Consider the following 20,674-nt stretch of genomic DNA (forward strand, 5'->3'; position numbering starts at 1 on the left):
GCTGTGAATGAGCGAGATTTTGGAAGATGACTGCGACAGCCCCCGCCCACCATTGGCTCCGCCAATGGTGGGCGGGGCCGACCTCTGCCCGCTCCCGCGCCTAAGCCTCCAGCGAAATCGCCAGCGCCTTGAACTTCTTGGCCAGCGCCTTGCGGCGCTCGGTAGAGGCGCGCTTGGCGGTCTCCACCGCGAAGTCCTCGGTCGCGTTGAGCAAGTGCTCGATCACCCGGTCCATATGGTCGTGCATGGCCTGGCGCGCCGCCGCCGGCGAGCGGTTGCGCAGGGCGTCGACAATCGCCGTGTGCTCACGAATGCGCGCCGCCATGCCAAGATCGGCCGCACGCGACAGGATGTTGCGCGCCAGGGGCGAGCGATAGCGCCAGTCCCACAGGTTCTCGACCGTGGCGATCAGGGCGCCGTTGCCGGTAATGTGGGCCATCATCAGATGGAATTCGCGATCGGCCTTCTCGGCGATGACCGGATCCTTGTCGGCCATCGCCTTCAAAAGCTTTTCCAGTTCCTCGACCTGCTCGTCATTAGCCTGCGTCGCCGCCATGGCCGCGACCTCGCCTTCGAACAGGCGACGCGCCTCGATCAGTTCGAAGGCGCCGATTTCGCTGTCGGTGATCGGCATGGCCGGCGCGTGGCGCTCGGTGACCAGGATGCCGTGGCCGTGCTTGGCTTCGATATAGCCGAGGATTTCGAGCGCGATCAGCGCTTCGCGCAAGGTGGGACGGCTGACGCCGAAATGCGTTGCCAGGTCCCGCTCGGTCGGCAGCCGGTCGCCAGGCGTATATCGCCCCGACTCGATTTCGGCGGCGATGGAATCAGCGATCTGGCGATAAAGCTTTTTGGTTTCGGACATCTGCGACGCGTCGTGAATGGACACAGATTGTATGACCTTTCCCGAAAAGGGTTTCAACCCTAAAAAACCCTACGCTCCCGAGGGAAAAGAACGGCGGCATTGCCAATGGCGATGCCGCCGCGTGGGAGTCAGATAGGCAGGAAGTAATTGCCCGGGTCACAGGCAAGGGGTGGAGAGGCCCTCCCCGGTATGGCGGGCCCCTCCTGTCCGGCCACGTCGCCGCGGCCGAATATAAGGCGAAAGCCGCTTCACACTTTTCGCCATATCGCTCTAAAACTTTCCGCGCAGGCCCAGCATGACGGTTGTTCCGGGGGTGTACCAGTAGTTCGGCGCGTTATCGTACTGGAAGTTCTGGACCATTTCCGCGTTGTTGAGGTTGGTGGCGTTCAGGGTCGCTTCCATGTCGTAGGCGAACCCGAACACTTCCTTCAGGTTGACGCTGGCCGACAGGTCGATCTGCTCATAGCTTTCGTTCCAGAGGGCGGCGTTGGGGATGCCCTGCTGGCCGCCCAGGCTGGCCTGGGAGCCGTCGCGGTAGGTGTCCGACACCCGGATCGACCAGCCGTTCCTTTCATAGAAGGCGGTGAGGTTCCAGGTCGTTTCCGGCACGCCGAGCGCGATCGCCGGCGCCGCCCCCGTACCCGACTGGTTGATCTTGGTGTAGTTGGTGCTGTAGCCGAAGCCTTCCAGCGCCGGGAACCATTGATCCAGCGGCTGCACCCAGGCGAATTCCAGACCGTCGATCTTCAGTTCGCCTTCGGCGTTGAAGGGCTGGCTGATATTGACATTGGCCACGTTCGGACCGCCGCGCAGATCGATGGCGGCCTTCTGCGAAGCCGTCAGGGTGTCATAGGTTACGCCGTACTGGGCCAGGAAGGAGAACGGATAGACCGTGACGCGGTTCTGGGTGAAGCCCGTCATCTTCTTCTGGAAGGCGGTGAGCGCCACATAGCCTTCCTTGCCCGTGTACCATTCCAGACCGAAGTCGAGATTGTCCGAGATGTACGGCGTCAGGCTGTCATTGCCGAGCGTACCGTTGAAGGCCGAGACGTCTCCGAAGCCCAGGCCCGGCAGCAGGCTCGACGGGTTCGGACGCGTCATGGTCGTCGACGCGGCAAAGCGGCCGATCAGGCTGTCGGTGATATTCAGGGCGGCGTTCAGCGACGGCAGGTAGTTCTTGTAGGTGGTGTCGGTGTAGCTGAACACGACGATGTTGGGATAGCACGAGCCGTCCCGCGCATTGCCGGCGCCGGGGCAGCCGGCAGGCAGCGGACCCGCGCCATCGGGGTCGGCCGCATTGCGCGGGTCGGGGATCGAGTTCTGGCCGCCAATCGTCTGCAGCGTCGTCACGGCGCGGATGCCGAAGTCGTAGCGCAGGCGATGGCCCCAGATATCGCGGTCGCCATTAACCTGGATATAGGCGCCCTGGACCTTTTCACGCAGGTAGGAGCGCGGCGAGTTAATGTTGGACCCGCCGGTCGGCGGTGCGCTGGCCAGGAACTCGTAGTACTTCGAATCGGCGGCGAACTTGTCCCAGTCGATGTTGACGTAGCCGAACGGTCCCGGGGTCAGGTAGTTGGCCAGGGCCGATTGCGGAATGGCCGAACCGCCCCAGGTCACGCCGCCCGTGGCGCCGGCGGTCGAGCCGGTGCCGTAGCCGGCATAGGCCGGATAGCCGGCGGCGATGGCCGCGGCCGTATTGGTGATGACCTCGCCCCTACACGCCGGCTGGCCGTTGGGGCCGGGCACGAAGATGCTCGGATTGTTGCCGCAGGTATAGTTCTGCCACGGACCGGTGTTGTCCAGCGGCGTGATCTTGCGCTGGGTGTCGTCATAGGCGAAACCGACCTCGATATTGAATTCGGAGGTGCCCCACTTCAGGTCGGTGTGGAAGCCGCGCGTCTGGGTCTGGCGCTCTTCCGACTGCATGTTGAGGCGGCCGCCGTTCCAGCCGAAGTTCTTCGGATCGTTCAGGTCGACGTTGGACTCAAAGACCGGCTTGCCGTCGGTGTTCTTATAGGTCGCGGTGACGCCCGAAGAGGCCGGGGTGATGACCAGCACGGTCGGAGAGTCGCGGCGGAAGTCGCTGTGGGTGTAGTTGGCGTCGAACGTCCAGGTCAGGTCGTCGCGGATGTTCCACGAGAAGCCCGGATTGAACGAGACGAACTTGTTCTTTTCGATGAACGGGCGGTATTCCAGGAAGAACTGGGCGTTGGCGAATGTGGCTTCGGTGACGATGCAGCCATTTGAACAGTCGTCACGATCGACCTTCATGTTCAGCGGAATGGCGGAACCGCTGCGGCCGACGAAGTTGATATCGGTCCGTTCCTGGTCATTGTCCTTCTGCGCGATCATGCTGTCGAGCCAGAAGCGCAGGTCGCTCGACGGACGGTATTCGAGGCTCAGGATACCGCTGATGCGATCGCGCGAGCCGTAATAGTGCATCGGACGGCCCAGGCGCGGGATCAGGCCGTTCGAAATATCGGTCAGGTCAAGGCCGGGATTGTTGGCCAGCAGCATCGTCGGCGTGATGGTCGCGCCGGTCGTCAGGCCGTTGCCCGCATTGGCGGGAACCGTGTTGGGGATCGACCAGTTGCCGCCGCCCGTCGTGTTGCAGACTGGCGCCTGGGTCGTGGCGGCCGTGCCGGCCGGCGGAGTCACGCCGCACTGCTGATAGGTCAGGCCGGCATTGGTCCAGCCGACCGATTCGAAGCCTTCGACGCTGATCGCGCTGTGCTGGTAGGCGACGCCGGCCAGGACGCCAAATTTGCCGAACTTCTTCGACCAGACCAGCGAGCCCTTGTAGCCCATGTCATCGGCCAGGTCGTTCTTCGAGCCTTCGACCGAGAATTGCAGGTTGTCGCCCTTGAAGTCGAACGGACGCGCCTGGCGCATGTTGACCGCGCCGGCGGCGCCGCCTTCGAGCAGGCTGGCCGAGGACGACTTGGTCACGGTCAGTTGCGTGAACAGTTCCGGCGGGAAGATGTCGAGGTCGACTTCGCGGTTGGTGTTCGAGGTGTTGACGTCGCCGGTCGAGCCGACGGCGACCGGCGCACCGTTCAGCAGGACGCGCGTGAAGCTGGAACCCAGGCCGCGAATGGCGATGGTCGTGCCTTCACCGGTGATTTCACGGGCGATGGTGATGCCCGGGATGCGGTTGAACGATTCGGCCAGGTTGGTGTCCGGAAACTTCCCCATGTCTTCGGCGAAGATCGAGTCTTCAAAACCCGTGGCGCGCTGCTTGGCGAGGGTCGAGTTCTGCAAGCTGCCGCGATAACCGGTGACAACCACGACCTCGGTATCGTTGCCGGCAGGCGCCGGAGCGGCGTCCTGAGCGATCGCGCTGCCCGCGACGACCGATGTAAGGATGGTGGCCGACAGCAGGGCCAGCTTAAGGGTATGACGGGACGTCCCGCGTACTAACGACATAATTTTCTCTCCCGATGGCTGTGCATTGCTTGCACTTGTCATTGCTGTGGCCTGGCGCGGCTGCGCCATGGTAGCGGTCACATCATCAGGAGTAATTGGTCAGCGCGATACTGTCAATAAGGTTAGACCAATATTGCAAAATACGCCTCATCTGTTGGCAAATAGCCACAGACATTCGCGCAATTGTAAGACTTTTACCCCTGAAAATAGGTCATTGCCTTACAAAAAGTACAGCCCACGCCAGTATGATCTGCAAAAATTGTCAGACCAATGACAAAATCATGCGAATGGCCACTATTTTGTCTTTAAGCGCAGGGCATTGGCCTTGGCCCGCTTGTGGAAGGGCTTGACCATCGCCCTGCTCACCCGCGCCATCGACGCTTCCGTCTTCATAAAGGCCGGATCGAGGCTTGCCAAGGCCAGCGCACTGGCGGCCTCGCGGCCGGCGTCGATTTTTTCCTGGACCATGCGCGTGAATTCCTTTTGGTCCTTGGCCGACAAGGGGTAGCTCGCCTTGGCCATGCGCCCGGTGCGGTGCTGGATAACGCTGGCCGAGGCCAGCATCATCTCGCCGGTCAGCCACGCCAGCTGATTCCAGGCCGCCAGTCCGGTCTTGCTTCGCCGTTTCATGCGTCGGTCCCTTCCGAGGGTCGGGGCGACAATGCCGCAGTGCAGATAAGTAGTCTGCGCGCGAGGCAGGCGGACAGGCTAAAAAGCAGTAAACCCAAATTGTCCTGACCAAAAAAGATGCCTGACCGGCAAGGGAGAGCCGGTCAGGCCGGGAGTAGCACCGACGTCAGGGGGTGTCGGCGCGGGGCTGGACCCACTAGATCGGTATGATTTTAAGTGGAAACATCATACCGATCTAAGTTTTTGTTTTGTCGCGATATTTAAGGCGAAAACCCCAAAGACGCTTCTTGGCACTTTTCGCCATATCGCTCTAAAAACTAGAACCTGAGATTGAGGCCCAGATAATAGACGCGGCCTTCGACATCGTAGGTCGCCGCCCAGGTATTAGCATTGGCCTGGGCGGAACCGACGACTGGCGGATCCTTGTCGGCAACATTGTTGATGCCGCCGTACAGTTCGAGGTTACGCGGCAGCTTCCACGCAAACGACAGGTCGAAATAGCTCTGGCCTTCCAGCACAGGATTGGTGAGCGATTCGAGCGCCGGCACCGTGCCCCCTGCCCTCTGCGGCAGGACATAGGCGTCGCGTGTCACCTCGCCGATATAGCGGTGACGCAGCGACAGGGTCACCGGTCCGGTCCGCCAGTTGACGCGGGTCACACCCTTCCATTCCGGGATCGGCTGGCCGCAGGTCGGACCGTAGGTGCCTACGCATTCGTTCTGCAGATTCGGCAGGGCCTGGACCGGCGTGCCGGTAAATTCCGACGTGTAGGTCCAGTTGGCAATGACGTCGAAGCGGCTTTCGCCCTCGAACAGGCCCCAACCGACCGGGAAGCTGTAGCGACCGCCGAAATCGATGCCCGACGTCTTCAGGCCGCCGGTATTGGCATTGGTCGTCGCCACGTAGTTCGGGCCGGTGATTTCACCGGTGACCGAGTTGCGGGTAATCCCCTGACAGAACTCGCTCGAAGCGTCTCCGATGATGCGATAGCACAGGTCGAGCGTGTTCTGCAGGCCGCCGCCCAGCGGTGCGATGGCGCCGTCGAGTTCGATCGAGAACCAGTCGACGCTGAGCGCCAGGTTGCGGATGCTGGCCGGGGTGTAGACGATACCGAAAGTGACGGTATCGGACTCTTCGGCGCCGACATTGGGGCTGCCGCCGATGGTGTTGCCGATGATCGTGTTGGGTTGGACGCCGGCCGTGAAGACGGCGGCGGCGGGCACGCCGGTCGCCTCACAGACGGCGCGGACGGCAGCCGTCTGCTGCGAGGCCGACACGCGGTTCGAGCACGGATCGTTGGCCGTGGCGAACTGCAGCGACTGGCCGCCATAAAGCTCGCCCACGTTCGGCGCGCGGATGGCGTGCTGGAACTGGCTGCGCAAAGTCAGGTCGGTCGTCGGCGCCCATTCGCCTCCGATCGAGTAGGTCCAGACGCCGCCGATGCCCTTGAGGCTATAGTCCGAATAGCGGAAGGCGCCGTTCAGCACCAGGCGCTCGGCCAAAGGCTGGCCGCTCAGGATCGGCGCGCGGATTTCGCCATAGATTTCCTTGACCGCGACGCTGCCGGCGGTCGGCTTGGCGGCATTGAAGCCTGAGACATCGCCGGAGCTCAGGAAGGTGTCCGGCGTATAGCGCGCCCAGTTGTAGCGCCATTCGAAGCCAGCGTTGAAATCGACGGGACCTGCCGGCAGGTCGAACATTTCGCCGGAGATGTTGCCGGCCAGGACCTGCTGTTCGGCCTGCTGGACATTGGTCGAGTTAATGGCGACCGCCGAAGCCGCCGCCGCGTTAATGTTGGCGCCGAACGGATTGAGCACCGGCGCGGCAGTCCCGGCACGCAGGAGCGCCGTGGCGAAGCGGCTGCGCGATACACTGCCGCGCTGGCTGTCGGTATTCTGGGTGCGCGCATAAGAATAGTAGATGTCATAGTTCAGGTTACGGAACCACGACGGCGACACATCCCCCAGGGTGCCACGCAGACCAAAGGCCGTGCGGAAAACATTGCGTTCCGACGAGTTGAAGCGATCGCCGACCTCGACCATGCGGCGGCCGATGCCCAGCACGGCCAGTCCATCGCCCGCCGTCGTCGTCATCGTGCTGGTGCCGTTGGTCACGGACTGGGTGCCGGTTTCACGCAGGTCCATCTGACGCAGCACTTCCTGCATCGACGCCGACAGGTACGGGTTGTTGGTATTGACCAGGAAGTTGCCGTTCACATTGGTCGGCGCCAGTTGCATGTTGACGACGTTGTTCGAGAAGTGAACCTCGGCATAGCCCTTCATGCTGTCGCTGAAGTCGTAATGGATGAAGGTGTTGGCCATCCAGCGCTGCTGCGGGATGATCAGATAGTTTTCCGGCCCGAGGTTGTAATCGTCCTGCGGCGTCACGGCCGGCCGCGCCGTCGTACCTTCATTGTTGAAGGTGAAGCCGCGCGACGTCATGGTCTGCAGACCGGCCGCCAGCAGGGCCGCGTCAAGACCGGCATTGGATTGCGCCGAGCCAAAGGTCGGCAGGCCGAAGAAGCGGCCGTTCGGAATATCGCCCGACCCGCCGGCAATAAGCCCCATGCGGCCTCCCGCCTGGACGCAGGTCTGTCCCGACGGCGGGCTGAACGGCGTGCCGGGTTCGGTTTCGCTCCATGACGCCCCGGTGACGCAGCCGTCCGACAGCGAATAGAAGGCATATCCGCCGCGCTCGCCGCGCGTGATAGAGCCGCGGTTGAGATAGTTGAGCGACACGACGGCGTTGCCGCGGCCATCGGCGAAGTTGCCGCCCAGGGTCAGGTCGACCGTGTGGGTCGGCGTCGAGGTGTGCTCGTCGATACGGCTCTGGACATTGGCTTCGAAACCTTCGAAGTCGTCGCGCATGATGAAGTTGACGACGCCGGTGATGGCGTCCGAACCGTAAACCGCCGAAGAGCCGCCGGTGACGATTTCGGTGCGCTTCAGCAGCGCCGCCGGAATGGTGTTGAGGTCGGTCGTCTGGTCCGTACCGGCAATCGCGAAGCGGCGGCCATTGACCAGGACCAGGTTGCGCTGGGCGCCGAAGCCGCGCAGGTTCAGAGTCGCCGTGCCGCCCGGGACTGTATTGGCGGTCGGCCCGTTGTTCTGCGAGCCGATGAACTGCGGGTTCTGGTTGAGCAGGGTTTCGACATTCTGGGTGCCGGACAGCTTGACTTCCTCGGCGTCGACGACAGCCACCGGGGTCGGCGCCTTGAAGCCACGTTGGGCCAGGCGCGAACCGGTGATGACGACCGTGCTGGTGTCTTCGCCGGCGACCTCATCGGCGGCCGGCGTGGCGATCGCCGCCGCCGCGACGGGCGTGGCGCGGACGCGCAGGGCGATGACGGAGCCGTTGTTGGAGGCGACTTCGAGGCCCGTGCCTTCGATCAACTGGTCGAGGGCGGCGCTGACCTCCAGATTGCCTTTGACAGCGCGGGTGCGGATATTCTTGAGGCCGCCCGCAGGCGCGACAATCTGGACGCCGGCCTGGCTGGCGAAGGCGGGGATGGCCTTGATGGCGGAATCGGCCGGCAGGTTAAAGGATCTGGCCTCGGCAAATGCGCCCGCAGCGAACAGCATCCCGGCTGCGGCCACATTGGCAAACAATATGTTCTTTCGGGCTATGGGCATCATTTCTCTCCTCTGACCCGCTTATTTTGTTTCGTGCGGGTTTCGGAGACCTAGACGCTTGGTTAACCGGAATTCCTCCATCCGTGCTCCCAAGTTTTTTTGCGCCGAAGGGTCTAGCGGTAAATATGCACCTGACCTTCACCGACGCGGGTGCGCAGGCCGAAGGAGGCCGCGACGGCCTGGGCAAAGCCTGCCGGATCGTTGGCCTGGAACAGGCCGGTGATTTCTTCACGCGCGATCGCCGGATCGTCGATGACGATGCGCGTGTCGCTGTAGCGGCGGAACTGCTCGGCCGCTTCGCGCAGGGTTATGCCTTCGAAGGCGATGCGGCCTTCGCGCCAGGCCAGGGCGCGTTCCAGCTCGACGGGCGCGACCGCCGCCGTCACGACCGCCGCCCCCTGCCCCGCCCCCGTGGCCGCCAGAACCGGAGCGACGGCGCGCGTGTTGGCGATCAGCCGGACAGGTTCGGTCCTTGCGTGGCGGACTTCGACAATGCCGGACTTGACCAGGACCTCGACGGCGGCGCCCGCCAGGCGCTGGACCGTAAAGCTGGTGCCTATGGCCGCGACGTCCGTGTCACCCGCGCGGACGATAAAGGGCCGGCTCGCGTCCCTGGCGACGTCGAACAGCGCTTCGCCCTCCTCGAGACGGATCAGGCGATGTCCTGCCGAATAGACGACCTTCATGCGCGAGGCGGTGTTGAGGCTGACCAGCGAGCCGTCGGCCAGGGTCACCACGCGCATCTCGCCGCGATGGGTCGCATAGACCTGGCCGCGCGATCCGTAGGCTATGCCCGCCACCGTAATGGCGCCGACACCGGCCGCGATAGCGCCGCCCCACAGCATGTGCCTGCGCGACATATCGGCGGGTTTCGCCGGGGTTTCGGAAAAGGTATCGGGATCGAATTGCCCGCCCAAAGCGCCCGCGCGTTCGGAATAGAGCGAGACGGCGCGCGCCCTGGCATAGGCGCCGGCGTGACGCGCATCGGCGGCCAGCCAGACCTCGAGTTCGGCCGCTTCCGCTTCGGACAATTGACGGTCGGCGCGCGCGGCCCAATCGGCCGCGACCGCGTCAATCGGGTTTGCTGTCTCTTCTGGCGGAACGGGCATCATCTTTACGCAGTCTGTTTCCCCACGCCCTTGACGCACGGGACGCATCATTTCCGCTACCCGAAAACAGCGACATGAGCAAAATAATGCCGCGGCTCATATGTTTTTCGACCGTACTTTCCGACAGGCCGAGCTTTTTCGCCACGTCGCGCTGGCCGAGACCATGTACGCGCCTGAGGATAAACACGTCGCGCACCTTGCCCGGCAGCCTGGCTACGGCCTCGGCCAGCTTGTGCAGTTCGTCGCGGCCGATCACCTGGTCCTCGGGCGTCAGGTCGGCCATGACGCCCAGTTCCTCGATATTGCTGACCGTTTGGAAGGACACGACCTTTGAACGCCGGATGTGCGACACCATGACCGAATAGGCGATCTGGAAGAGGTAATTGCGGACATTACTGATGCCGGCGACTGATTCGACGGCGCTTAAACGCGCATAGGTTTCCTGGACGATATCGTCGACTTCCAGCCCCGGCACGCGGCGTTTGGATAGCCAGGCGCGCAAGGCCGGCTCGTGCATCAATACATATCGCGACAGCCACAGGGCCCGTTCATCTGTGACGCGAACCATAGTGTTTCCCCAGCCCGGCTAACCACCGGAAATGATACCGGTAACACAGTTTTTTCAGTCTGGGAATACGGCACGGCGCGACATCATGTCCGCTTAACCGCTGCGCGATTTCGTGCGAGCCGTAACACATCGCCACCGGCAGAAAGACCATGCCATGCCTGTGATTGCCGACAATCAGCTGCCCGCCGCTTCGTTCCTGCACCCCTATCGCGAGCGTCGCGCCTATACCGACTGTTTCCATATCGACCTGCCCGGAACGGTCAGCCTGGCCGACTATATTGACGCCTTCTACACCACCTGGCTGTTCAAGCTGGAACGCCTGGTCCTGGCCACGCTGGTCGCCAAGCCGTCGAGCGACGCCGAGGCGCGCGCCTTGGCCCAGGGCGAACGGAAACGGTTCGCCGCCTGGACCGTCGAAGCGCGCGACACGAACCAGATCCTGATGTGCGACTACCAGTCCAAGACGCGCTCCTGGCTGATGTGCGTGCCGATCGACGGAGGAACCCGGCTCTATTTCGGCAGCGCCGTCGTGCCGGCGCGCATCCGGCCCGACGGCTCAGTCGATCTTGGCGGCGGCTACAATCAGTTGATCGGCATGCACCGGATCTATTCGGTTGCCTTGCTGAGCGCGACCGCCGCCAGGATCAGGTCGAAAAGCGCCGGGCGCCGATAACGCAGCCGACAATCGCGGCCATGACGATAAGGACGGACAGGCCGACCTGCTCTTTCAACACAAGGGCCGCCAGGACGAGCCCCATGAAGGGCTGCATCAGTTGCAACTGCCCGACGGCGGCAACCCCGCCCAGGGACAGGCCGCGATACCAGAAGAAGAAGCCGATCAGCATCGAGAAGACACCGACATAGCCAAGGCCCAGCCAGGCTGGCACCGAGATGGCTTCGATATCGGCCGGCCAGGTCAGCCACAGCAACGGCAGGCTGACCGGCAGGGCGATCAGCAGCGCCCAGCAGATGACCTGCCAGCCACCCAGCCGGCGCCCGAGGCGCGCCCCTTCGGCATAGCCCCAGCCACAGACAATGATGGCCAAGAGCATCAGCAGATCACCCATAGGGGAAACCGCAAAGCCATGGCCGATCGCATAGACGACGATGCAGGCGGCGCCGAGGCCCGAGAACAGCCAGAACAGGCGCCGTGGCCGCTTTTCCCCCAGCAGGGTGGCAAACGCCACGGTCACCAGCGGCAGAAGACCGGTGAAGACGATCGAATGCACCGACGGAATGCCCTGTAGGGCCACGGCGGTCAGCAGCGGAAAGCCGATGACACCACCGCCGGCGACGACCAATAACGGCACGATGTCCGCCTTCTTCGGCATCGGCGCCCGCATCGCCCACAGGCACGCCGCGCCCAGTACCGCCGCGATCACTGCCCGCGCCGCCGTCAGGAAAAACGGCGACATGTCGAGCACCGCCAGCTTGGTGGCGGGCAAGGAGCCGCCGAAGATCACCACGGCGATGGCGGCGCTGACCCAGGCCTGGGTGCGGACGGAAGACTGAGTGACGGACGGTTGTGCGGATGACGTGACGGACATGGGATACCTCCTGCATGCCTCATCGCAGGAAGCCACTGGCGCCGACAGATACATTCCAGTAAAATCACATTGAACTGTACCGGTACAAAAGGCAGAACAGTTGAATATTCATGCACCCGACCAGACGCTCACCCAGCAGATCATGGCGCGCATCCGCGACCAGATCGCGCGCCGGCAATTGTCCGAAGGCGCGCGACTGCCGTCGATCCGTGCCACGGCCGACACCTACAGCGTATCGAAATCGACCGTGGTCGAAGCCTATGACCGCCTGGTCGCCGAAGGAGTCATCACCTCGCGGCGCGGATCGGGCTATTTCGTCGCTTCGGCCCACGCGCCCCTGTCCCTGGCCGAGATTGGGCCCAGCCTCGATCGCGCCGTCGATCCGTTGTGGGTGTCGCGGCAGTCGCTGGAGACGCGCGACTATCTCAAGCCCGGCTGCGGCTGGCTGCCGCCGTCCTGGATGCCCGATGATGAAATTCGCCGCGCCCTGAGATCATTGGCGCGCAATCCGAACGCCGACCTGTTCGACTATTCGACGCCGTCCGGCCACACGCGCCTGCGCCAGCTCCTGTCGCGGCGGCTGATCGAACGCGACATCGAAGCTTCACCGGCGCAGATCATACTGATGGATTCGGCCACCCAGGCGATCGAGCTTCTGTGCCGCTTCCTCCTCAAGCCCGGCGACACGGTCCTGGTCGACGATCCCTGCTATTTTAACTTCCTGGCCAAGCTGCGCGCCCACCAGGTCAAGGTCATTGGCATCCCCTATACGCCGACCGGGCCGGACATGGCCCTGCTTGGCGCCACGCTGGAGGCGCACCGGCCACGGCTCTATCTCACCAACACCGCCATGCACAATCCAACCGGCGCGACGCTTTCACCCGTCAACGCCCACCGCCTGCTGCGCCTGGCCGAAGCCCATGACCTCATCATCATCGAGGACGATATCTACAGCGATTTCGAACTGGAGCCCGGCGCGCGCCTGTCGGCCTTCGACGGCTTCGAACGCGTCGTCTATGTCGGCGGATTTTCCAAGGCGCTGTCGGCGTCGATCCGCCTCGGCTATATCGCCGCCCGCGCCGACTGGATCGAGCCCCTGACCGACCTCAAGATCGCCACCCTGTTTTCGACCCAGACCTTCGTCGCCGAACTGGTCTGCCAGGTCTTAAGCGACGGCCATTTCCGCCGCCACCTTGAGACCGTGCGCCAGAAGCTGGCGGCCGTGCGCGGCCAGACGGCCGAGCGGCTGGAGGAGCTCGGCCTCAAGGTATGGTTCCGGCCGCAGGCGGGCATGTTCCTGTGGTGCGAACTGCCCGAAGGTCTCGACGCGTCCGAACTTGCGCAGAAGGCTTTGTCGGAACGCATCGTGCTGGCGCCCGGCAACGCCTTCTCCGTCAGCCAGAGCGCCGCGCCTTTCCTGCGCTTCAACATTGCCCAGTCACAGGACGAGCGGCTCTACACCTTCCTGAAATCGAGCCTCCAGGCCTAATCCGCTTCCAGGCGCAGATAGTCATAGACCACGCCATTGTTGAGCGGTCCCGCCGGCATGGTCAGGGTAATGCGATTATCACCCTTGCGCAGCAGCCCCGCATCGATCGGCACGGCCACCTCATACCAGCGGCCGTGCATCTGGTGGCGCTGCAGGGCGCCATCGTGCGGCCCCAGCTTGGCCGGCGCCAATACTTGTCCGTTTACCGTCGGCCGGAGCTCGACATTATTGCCGCCGGTGGCGTTGATCGCCAGGCGCAGCATGGCCTTGCCCTTCGGCGCAGCGTCCATCACAAAGTCGATGTGATACGGCGTGTCGCGGCCATTGCCCCGAAGGCCGCTGATCGGCACGATCTCGGCCTTGCCGTCGAGGTGCGGCATCTGGGCGAAATACCAGTCGGCGGCCTCGCGCGACCGGCCGATGCGGAAGGTCACGTCGTCGGGGAAGCGCTCGGCATAGATGAACTGCTTAGCCAGCTCGAAATAGCGCTGACCGCCGTTGAATTCGGCGCCCGAGCGATCGAGCTTGCCAATCTCCCACGCCGTCTTGCCATAGCGCACCGTCTTCCAGGCAAGCGTACCAAGATCAAGCGCCTGACCAGGCTTCACCGTGACATCCGCCTTGACGTAGTCTTCGAAGACGTCATCAGCAAAGGCATAGAGCGTATAGGTGCCCGGCACGACATTTTTGATATCGAATGCGCCGCCGCCGTTCGGGATATCCGCCCAGAACTGGTAGTATTTGGCGTCGGCATCCCAGTCGACCTCGCGCGGTCCCGCCGGCAACTGGATGTCGTAGGGCGTCCGGGTCAAGCCAACGCGCAGACGTCCCGAAAGCGATGTTTTGCCGTCCAGCCGGAATTGGCCTTTGACCGTGCCGCGTTCGGATTTCGGTGCGTAATACGGGCTTTTCGCCCAGTCGTAGGGCCACTTTGCGGCTTCCAGCTTTTGCTGGCGCCGGGCGTTGGACCACATGGCCTCGGGCGTCTCGCCTTCGTTGATATAGAGCGCGAACGGCCCGATCACTTTCGACCACTGCTCGCCTTCCTTGACCGAGACGAAGGAGCCGCCATAGTGGCTGGAGCGCCAATAGTTGAGGATCGTCGGGTGCTCGCCGTGCGCCAGGAACTCCGCCCGCGTCGGCCCTGACGACAGATATTCATTCGACGGATTGAGCAGGAACCAGCCGATCTTCTTTTCAGGGCTCGACCAGCCGAACGCGGGCTGTTCGGCCCGCACGGTCGTATAGGCGTACTTGTCGCTGCCCTTGGGCATCAGCGGATAGATTCCGCTGCGTTGCTCATCGACGTGGATCCAGGTGAAGTCCTTGACCAGCTTGCCGGCGATGCGGGCCTCGGCCATCGACGCCGCGCCGTATTCCGGCTTGTGATCGAAGACGCACCAAGTGTAGATCATGCTTTCGCCCTGGCCCAGGCTGTAGCGGATATCGATGTCGGCCGGGAAGTCGCCGTCGGTCGCCGTGCCCGGCCCGTGGCCCATCTTGATGCCGCCGGAAATGCCCTTGACCGAGACCTCGGCGCGCGCGCCATTGTTGCTGTTGGGATCGATGGTGACGGTCGAGATGATCTCCTGACCGCCGGTAACGTCGTGTGACCAGTAGACCGCCGAATGCCCGCCCGTATCGTGCGCCAGGGTTTCGAAGCCTTTGTACTTCATCGAGACAAGATCCGATGTGCGCTTGGAAATGACGGCGGTGATGATGCCGTTGGACAGGGTGAATGTTTCGCGATCCTCGGTGACGGTGACCGGCGCGTTTTGCGCAAAGGCCATGGGCGCGGCGAACAAGAGGCCGAGGGTGACAATCAGGGTTCGCAGCAGTCGGGTCATTGCGCGGTCTCCAGGGGAACGGTCTTTGTGCTGTTGGCGTAGGTCAGTGCGATCCCGGACCTATTGACGATGGCGGATGTGAGTGTGTCGTCGCCCTGCGGCACGACTTCGCGGACGGCGAAACGCGTCGCATTGATGTCGATGGCCACCAATCGGCCGCGCGGGGCGTCGAGGTCGGTAACGAAATAGAACTGGTCGCCGATGGCGCCGGCAAACCACCAGGCGTTTTTCAGGTCGCGGATCAGCTTCCAGGGCGCGGGCGCCTGGCCCTGACGGATCAGGATGATCTCGTGCTTGGGCGTGTGGTTGAGCGATGAGGTGACGACCAGCCAGCGGCCATCCGCAGTGATCTCAGCCGTGTGGAACATGTTGAAGCGATCGGTGAAATAGACCAGTTCGTCGTCTGTCTGCGGCGCGCCGAGTTTATGAAAATCGACCTCGTGGAAGCCGCGCGGCGGGGTCGTCGGCGCCCCGGTCGGAAAGCCGGAGGGCAGTGGCGGCATGCGGGAATACCAGACGCCTGAGCCATCCGGCGCCCAGGCGGCGCGGGTATAGGCGGCGCCTTCCAGCTTTTCACGAATGGCGCCGGTTTTGGCGTCGACGATATCGATGCGCCGCCAGTCGCCGTTCGTCTGGACGATCTTCGCGATCAGCTTGCCGTCCGGCGACGGCACCTCTTCAGCCAGGGCCGGCGCGGCCACGATGATCATGGCGATAGACAGGGCGAGGCGAATCATCTGGCTAACCCGAAGTGCTTTTGCATGAAGGTCCCCATGGCTTCGTAGTCGGGCGGAAAGACGCCGTGGCCGCCCTCGTGTTTGAAAAAGGCTATCGTTTCGCCGGTCAGCTTGCCTGTGGCCGGTTCGACAGGTGCATTGAGGCCGCGCTTGCCATAGAGGGCGTAGACCGGCTCGGCCGCCCGCGCCGCCAGGTATTCGCCGCGCCAGTCCGACCAGGTGTCGGTGCTGCCGACCACCAGCAGCAGGGGCCGTGGTGCGATCAGGCTGAGCAGCATGTGGGAATCGACCGGAAAACGGTCCACCTTGTCGCCCCACTTGGCGTAGTTGGGCGCGAACCAGTAGGGATAGCGGTCCGGATGCATCAGGTCGGCGATGGTCTCACCGTAATCGCGCCGGCTGAGCGCAGCCCCGCCCTCACCAGAGACAATCGGCATGACGACCGCAAAGCGCCGGTCCTGGGCCGCCGTCCACAGTACCGTCTTGCCAAGGCGTGACACGCCGGTAATGGCGACGCGTTTGCCGTCGACATTCGGATCGGTCTCAAGATAGTCGAGCACGCGGCTCATGCCCCACGACCAGCCGCCGATCGTGCCCCAGTCGGCGCCTGTGCGTTTGGCGTCTTCGGTGCCGAACAGGGCGCGCACGCCGTCCTCCGTCCCGCCGGCAAAGTCCGGATCGATGTCGCCGTAATAGACCATGGCGACGCCGATGCCCTTCTTCAGGAAAACATTCGGATCGAAAGGCGGGCCGAAACGGCGCCCTTCCCTGCCCGGCTTGCGGACTCGGGCTTCGCCGTCGCGACCGGTCCACACCATGCCCTCCTCAATACCGCTGTCCTCGACCATCAGGACATTGGGCGTGAAGTTGAGGAACTGGACCACCGGCACCGGCCCCCGGGCATCGGCCGGCGTATAGACGAGCACGCGGATCACCCGCGCATTATCGCCTTCGCCGACATGCAGCCGTACCTGCGTCCGCCTGGCCTTACCGTCCAGCGCCGGGACCGCCTTCTCCCAGGCCTCGGCGCGGACGGGTGGACCATTGGCGGGTGTGCGGCCAAACTGGTTCTCGGCGAACAGGTTGAGGATTTCCGGCCGGCGGACGTCTTCCCAAGCCTTGACGCTCGTAACCGGATTGCCGTCCAGCGTCTTCAGCGGATCGGGCAGATTATAATACCCGACCAGCGCTTCGTTATTATTGGGATTGAGGACGAACGGCGCATGGGCGGGTTTCGGGGCCGGCTCTTGCGCCCAGGCCATAGCGAAACCGCCTAGAAGTATTGCTGCCAAGGCCGCGGACATGCCGAGCCTGCGGCCTGAAGCCGTAAATCGCATCATCTGTCGCCTCCTCAGCGCCGCGTTCTTGGGCGGCTTTTATGGCGAGCCCAGCCGCCATACCGAGGTTATACGCGCACATTTCCTGCAAACTGTCGCATCAATTTGCAAAATTGATCAATAATGCGCATAGACAATCACCAGAGCCATTAAATCAGAATGGAAAAGCCGTCACGCCCTTGATCCATTCGTCGACCTGCAGCGCCTTGACGGCCGGCGGCGCGGCGCGTTCCCGGCAGTTGGGGCGCTCGCACAGCCGGCACATCGGCCCGGTTTCGACCGCGTTCGGGTTGGCAAGATCGAGCCCCCGGGCATAGATCAGCCGTCCGGCATGCTTCAGTTCGCAGCCCAGCCCCACCGCCTGCTCCGACCAGGCGCCGTCGGCATAGGGCCGCAAACCACGATTCAGGGTTCTGGAAAATGTGAAGTAACGTTGACCGCCCGGGGTCTCGATCACTTGCGGCATAATGCGTCCCGGCGTCTGGAAGGCCTGATGGATATTCCAGCGCGGGCAGGCGCCACCATATCGGGAAAACGGGAAACTTCCGGCCGAGAAGCGTTTCGAGACGTTGCCCGCGCTGTCGATGCGCATCAGAAAGAAGGGCACGCCGCGACTGCCGGGCCGCGACAGCGTGGTCAGGCGCTGCGCCGCCTGTTCGTACGACACACGGTACGGTGCACGCAACAGCTCCATGTCGTAGGCGTTCTGTTCAGCCGTCTCCAGGAAGCGCGCGTAGGGCATCAGGGTCGCGGCCGCCAGATAGTTGATCAGGGCGATCTTGTAGAGGCGTTCCGACGCCAGATCCGGCGCCTTGACCCGCTCAGATATGGCCTTGATGTCGGCGACGTGTTCGGACCACGCCAACTGATAGAGGACGGCAAAGCGTCGCGACGAGGCGCCGAGCGTTTCGGAAATCATCAACCGGCGCCGGTGCGGATCGAAGCGGCGCTGATACATCATCATGACCTGCGCGGGCATCAGGCGGATATTGATGCCGTATTGCGTCTCCAGCCGGCGCGTCGCCGCCTGTTCCAGCGTGTGCGGATCGCCGCCCAAGGCCTCGAAAAGCCTTTCGCCGAGATCGTCGAGTTCCGGGAAGAAGTTGTGGTGCGCCTGGATCTGGTCGCGCACCCAGTCGGCCGGCGACTGGTCGAGATCGTCCTCAGGCCGGCGCGCTTCGACGGCGTCGCGTTTCCTGCGCTCGGCATAGGCGCGGTAGAGCCGGGTAATGGCTTCGGCGGCGACGGGCGACGAAGCCACCAGGTCGGAAATTTCGCGGCGCGGCAGTTTGAGGTCCTTGAACAGGGGATCGGCGAAGATTTCGACCAGGTCGGCCTCGCCCGACGGCTCGGATTCGGCGGTAAAGTTGCGCAGGTCGAGATCGTAGGCCGACGCCAGCCGCAACAGCACCTGGGCCGTCACCGGCCGCTGGTTGCGCTCCAAGTGGTTGAGATAGGACGCGGAGACGCCAAGGTCCTCGGCCATCTTCGTCTGCGACAGATTGAGATCGTAGCGCAGCCGCTTCAGACGCCCGCCCAGGTAAAGTTTCCGCTCGACGTTCGCCATGTCGCACCTCCGCTGGAAACATTGTCACATTTTTACAAATCTACAAATGTCATTGTTTTCCAAATGACGCTGATCCCGGCGCTCGCACACTATACTTCCATTCAAACAAAGCGTTCAATCCGTCTCACGACCGCAGGACGCGATCGACCAGAAAGGAGACAGATTATGACAAAACCACCGACATTCACTTCGCTGTTCGCTATTTGGGATGTGCCGTCCGTGTACGCTGCCTCCTCCGGCCTGTTTCTGCCCGGCCTTCTCATGACCGCGCGCATGCAGGCCATTCCCATCCCCGCTTCCACCTCCCCCACCGCTCCGAGACCCCGCCCATGACCACCTTCCAAGACCTTGTCCCCAATGCGCCCGATGGCCGGTTCGACGGCATTACGCGCCCCTACACGCCCGAGGATGTCCTGCGCCTGCGCGGCTCCTTCCCGATCCACCACACCCTGGCGGAACGCGGCGCGAACCGCCTGTGGAGCCTGCTGCACACCGAGCCCTTCATCAACTCGCTGGGCGCCATGACCGGCAACCAGGCCATGCAGATGGTCCGCGCCGGCCTCAAGGCTATTTACCTGAGCGGCTGGCAGGTCGCGGCCGACAGCAATACGGCGTCGAGCATGTATCCGGACCAGTCGCTCTATCCGGCCAATGCCGCGCCGGAACTGTGCCGGCGCATCAACCGCACCCTGCAACGCGCTGACCAGATCGAGCACTCCGAAGGCGGGGCAAAACGCGACTGGTTCGCCCCGATCGTGGCCGATGCCGAAGCCGGTTTCGGCGGCCCGCTCAACAGCTTCGAGATCATGAAAGCCTTTATCGAGGCCGGTGCCGCTGGCGTCCACTTCGAAGACCAGCTGGCCTCGGAAAAGAAGTGCGGCCACCTGGGCGGCAAGGTGCTGATCCCGACCCAGGCGCACGAGCGCAACCTGATCGCCGCGCGCCTGGCCGCCGACGTCATGGGCGTGCCGACGCTCACGGTCGCCCGCACCGACGCCGAATCGGCGCAGTTGATCACCAGCGACATCGATGAGCGCGATCATCCGTTCATCGAGCGCGACAATCGCACGGTCGAAGGCTTCTTCCGCCTCAAGCCGGGCACGGGCCTCGATCACTGCATCGCGCGTGGCCTGGCCTATGCCGACTACACAGATCTACTGTGGTGGGAGACCTCGCACCCCGACCTCGACGACGCGCGCCGCTTTGCCGAAGCCGTCCACAAGGTCCATCCGGGCAAGCTCCTGGCCTATAACTGCTCGCCGTCCTTCAACTGGAAGGCCAAACTCGACGACGTCACCATCGCCCGCTTCCAGCGCGAGTTGGGCGCTATGGGCTATAAGTACCAGTTCGTTACCCTCGCCGGCTTCCATGCCTTGAACAACTCAATGTTCGAGCTGGCCGACGGCTACCGCGACCACGGCATGGCCGCCTATTCCGAACTGCAGCAGCGCGAGTTCGCCAATGAGGCGCGCGGCTACACCGCCACTCGTCACCAGCGCGAAGTCGGCACCGGTTATTTCGACCGCGTCGCCGAAATCATCACCAGCGGCCGGTCGTCGACCACCGCCATGAAGGAATCCACCGAAACAGCCCAGTTCGCGGCTGAATAAGGAATAAGACCATGGAAATGTCCCGCCCACAGGCCATTATCGACTTCTGCCTGGCCCCGCTGAAACTCGATCCCAACGCCGAAACCACCCGCGAAGTCACGCGCCGCATGGAACACGTCATCAAGACCTTCCAGGCGCGTGTGCCGCAGACTGTCTCGGTCGATTTCGCCCGCATGCCGGCGCTGACCATCAACGAAGCCGCGCACGGCTACGAATAGGCTTCAGGGTCGGCCCATAACGAACAATTATAAGCCGCCCCTGCCGAAGCGCCCTTCCCGTCCCCTCACCAAGCGGGAAGGGCGCGATT

At 63.4% G+C, this 20,674-nt stretch carries 15 protein-coding genes; 4 read left to right on the plus strand and 11 right to left on the minus strand.

Annotated features, from left to right (window positions below):
• Positions 1-100: 100 nt before the first annotated feature.
• The 6 genes from J2X24_RS20175 to J2X24_RS20200 all read right to left on the minus strand — a co-directional run bounded on the left by J2X24_RS20175 (position 101) and on the right by J2X24_RS20200 (position 10,233).
• Positions 101-865, minus strand: a complete 765-nt coding sequence (locus J2X24_RS20175; protein WP_209725483.1) for a FadR/GntR family transcriptional regulator — start codon at positions 863-865, stop codon at positions 101-103.
• Between the two features lie 270 nt (positions 866-1,135).
• The gene (locus tag J2X24_RS20180) at positions 1,136-4,294 is read right to left on the minus strand and encodes a TonB-dependent receptor (RefSeq protein ID WP_209725486.1); all 3,159 of its coding nucleotides are present in this window, start codon (positions 4,292-4,294) and stop codon (positions 1,136-1,138) included.
• Positions 4,295-4,588: 294 nt separating this feature from the next.
• Complete coding sequence (locus tag J2X24_RS20185) at positions 4,589-4,924, minus strand: hypothetical protein (RefSeq protein ID WP_209725488.1); 336 nt, start codon at positions 4,922-4,924, stop codon at positions 4,589-4,591.
• 317 nt (positions 4,925-5,241) lie between these two features.
• Positions 5,242-8,556 (minus strand): TonB-dependent receptor, encoded by a 3,315-nt coding sequence (locus tag J2X24_RS20190; protein ID WP_245344984.1) that lies wholly within the window; start codon positions 8,554-8,556, stop codon positions 5,242-5,244.
• Positions 8,557-8,669: 113 nt separating this feature from the next.
• Complete coding sequence (locus tag J2X24_RS20195; RefSeq protein WP_209725490.1) at positions 8,670-9,668, minus strand: FecR family protein; 999 nt, start codon at positions 9,666-9,668, stop codon at positions 8,670-8,672.
• Positions 9,628-10,233, minus strand: a complete 606-nt coding sequence (locus J2X24_RS20200; protein ID WP_209725492.1) for an RNA polymerase sigma factor — start codon at positions 10,231-10,233, stop codon at positions 9,628-9,630. Before J2X24_RS20200 ends, J2X24_RS20195 begins: the two co-directional genes overlap by 41 nt.
• A 154-nt stretch (positions 10,234-10,387) precedes the next feature.
• On the opposite strand from J2X24_RS20200, the gene J2X24_RS20205 reads away from it, so the two are divergent.
• A complete protein-coding gene (locus J2X24_RS20205; protein ID WP_209725494.1) occupies positions 10,388-10,906 on the plus strand; it encodes a hypothetical protein in 519 nt (172 codons plus the stop codon).
• On the opposite strand, the gene J2X24_RS20210 is transcribed toward J2X24_RS20205, so the two are convergent.
• Positions 10,878-11,780, minus strand: coding sequence for a DMT family transporter (locus tag J2X24_RS20210; protein ID WP_209725496.1), 903 nt, complete (start codon positions 11,778-11,780; stop codon positions 10,878-10,880). The genes J2X24_RS20205 and J2X24_RS20210 overlap by 29 nt on opposite strands.
• A 100-nt stretch (positions 11,781-11,880) precedes the next feature.
• On the opposite strand from J2X24_RS20210, the gene J2X24_RS20215 reads away from it, so the two are divergent.
• Positions 11,881-13,269: an aminotransferase-like domain-containing protein gene (locus tag J2X24_RS20215; protein ID WP_245344985.1), complete on the plus strand. Its 1,389-nt coding sequence runs from the start codon at positions 11,881-11,883 to the stop codon at positions 13,267-13,269.
• Here the strand turns inward: J2X24_RS20215 and J2X24_RS20220 are convergent.
• From J2X24_RS20220 to J2X24_RS20235, 4 genes are all read right to left on the minus strand, one after another.
• On the minus strand, positions 13,266-15,116 hold the full coding sequence (locus tag J2X24_RS20220) for a polysaccharide lyase family protein (RefSeq protein WP_209725498.1): 1,851 nt from the start codon (positions 15,114-15,116) through the stop codon (positions 13,266-13,268). The genes J2X24_RS20215 and J2X24_RS20220 overlap by 4 nt on opposite strands.
• Positions 15,113-15,853 carry a beta-propeller domain-containing protein gene (locus J2X24_RS20225; protein WP_209725500.1) on the minus strand — a complete coding sequence of 247 codons (741 nt, stop codon included), beginning with the start codon at positions 15,851-15,853 and terminating at the stop codon, positions 15,113-15,115. Before J2X24_RS20225 ends, J2X24_RS20220 begins: the two co-directional genes overlap by 4 nt.
• Positions 15,850-17,115 (minus strand): glucuronyl esterase domain-containing protein, encoded by a 1,266-nt coding sequence (locus J2X24_RS20230; protein ID WP_209725502.1) that lies wholly within the window; start codon positions 17,113-17,115, stop codon positions 15,850-15,852. The genes J2X24_RS20225 and J2X24_RS20230 overlap by 4 nt, the downstream gene beginning before the upstream one ends.
• A 229-nt stretch (positions 17,116-17,344) precedes the next feature.
• Positions 17,345-18,757, minus strand: a complete 1,413-nt coding sequence (locus J2X24_RS20235) for a helix-turn-helix domain-containing protein (RefSeq protein WP_209725503.1) — start codon at positions 18,755-18,757, stop codon at positions 17,345-17,347.
• 329 nt (positions 18,758-19,086) lie between these two features.
• On the opposite strand from J2X24_RS20235, the gene aceA reads away from it, so the two are divergent.
• Together aceA and J2X24_RS20245 are read left to right on the plus strand one after the other, a co-directional pair.
• Entirely contained in the window at positions 19,087-20,367 is a 1,281-nt protein-coding gene (gene aceA, locus J2X24_RS20240; RefSeq protein WP_209725505.1) for an isocitrate lyase, read from the plus strand.
• Between the two features lie 11 nt (positions 20,368-20,378).
• Positions 20,379-20,585, plus strand: coding sequence for a hypothetical protein (locus J2X24_RS20245; protein ID WP_209725507.1), 207 nt, complete (start codon positions 20,379-20,381; stop codon positions 20,583-20,585).
• Positions 20,586-20,674: the final 89 nt, after the last annotated feature.

This window comes from Asticcacaulis solisilvae, from assembly GCF_017875235.1.
Lineage (GTDB): Bacteria > Pseudomonadota > Alphaproteobacteria > Caulobacterales > Caulobacteraceae > Asticcacaulis > Asticcacaulis solisilvae_A.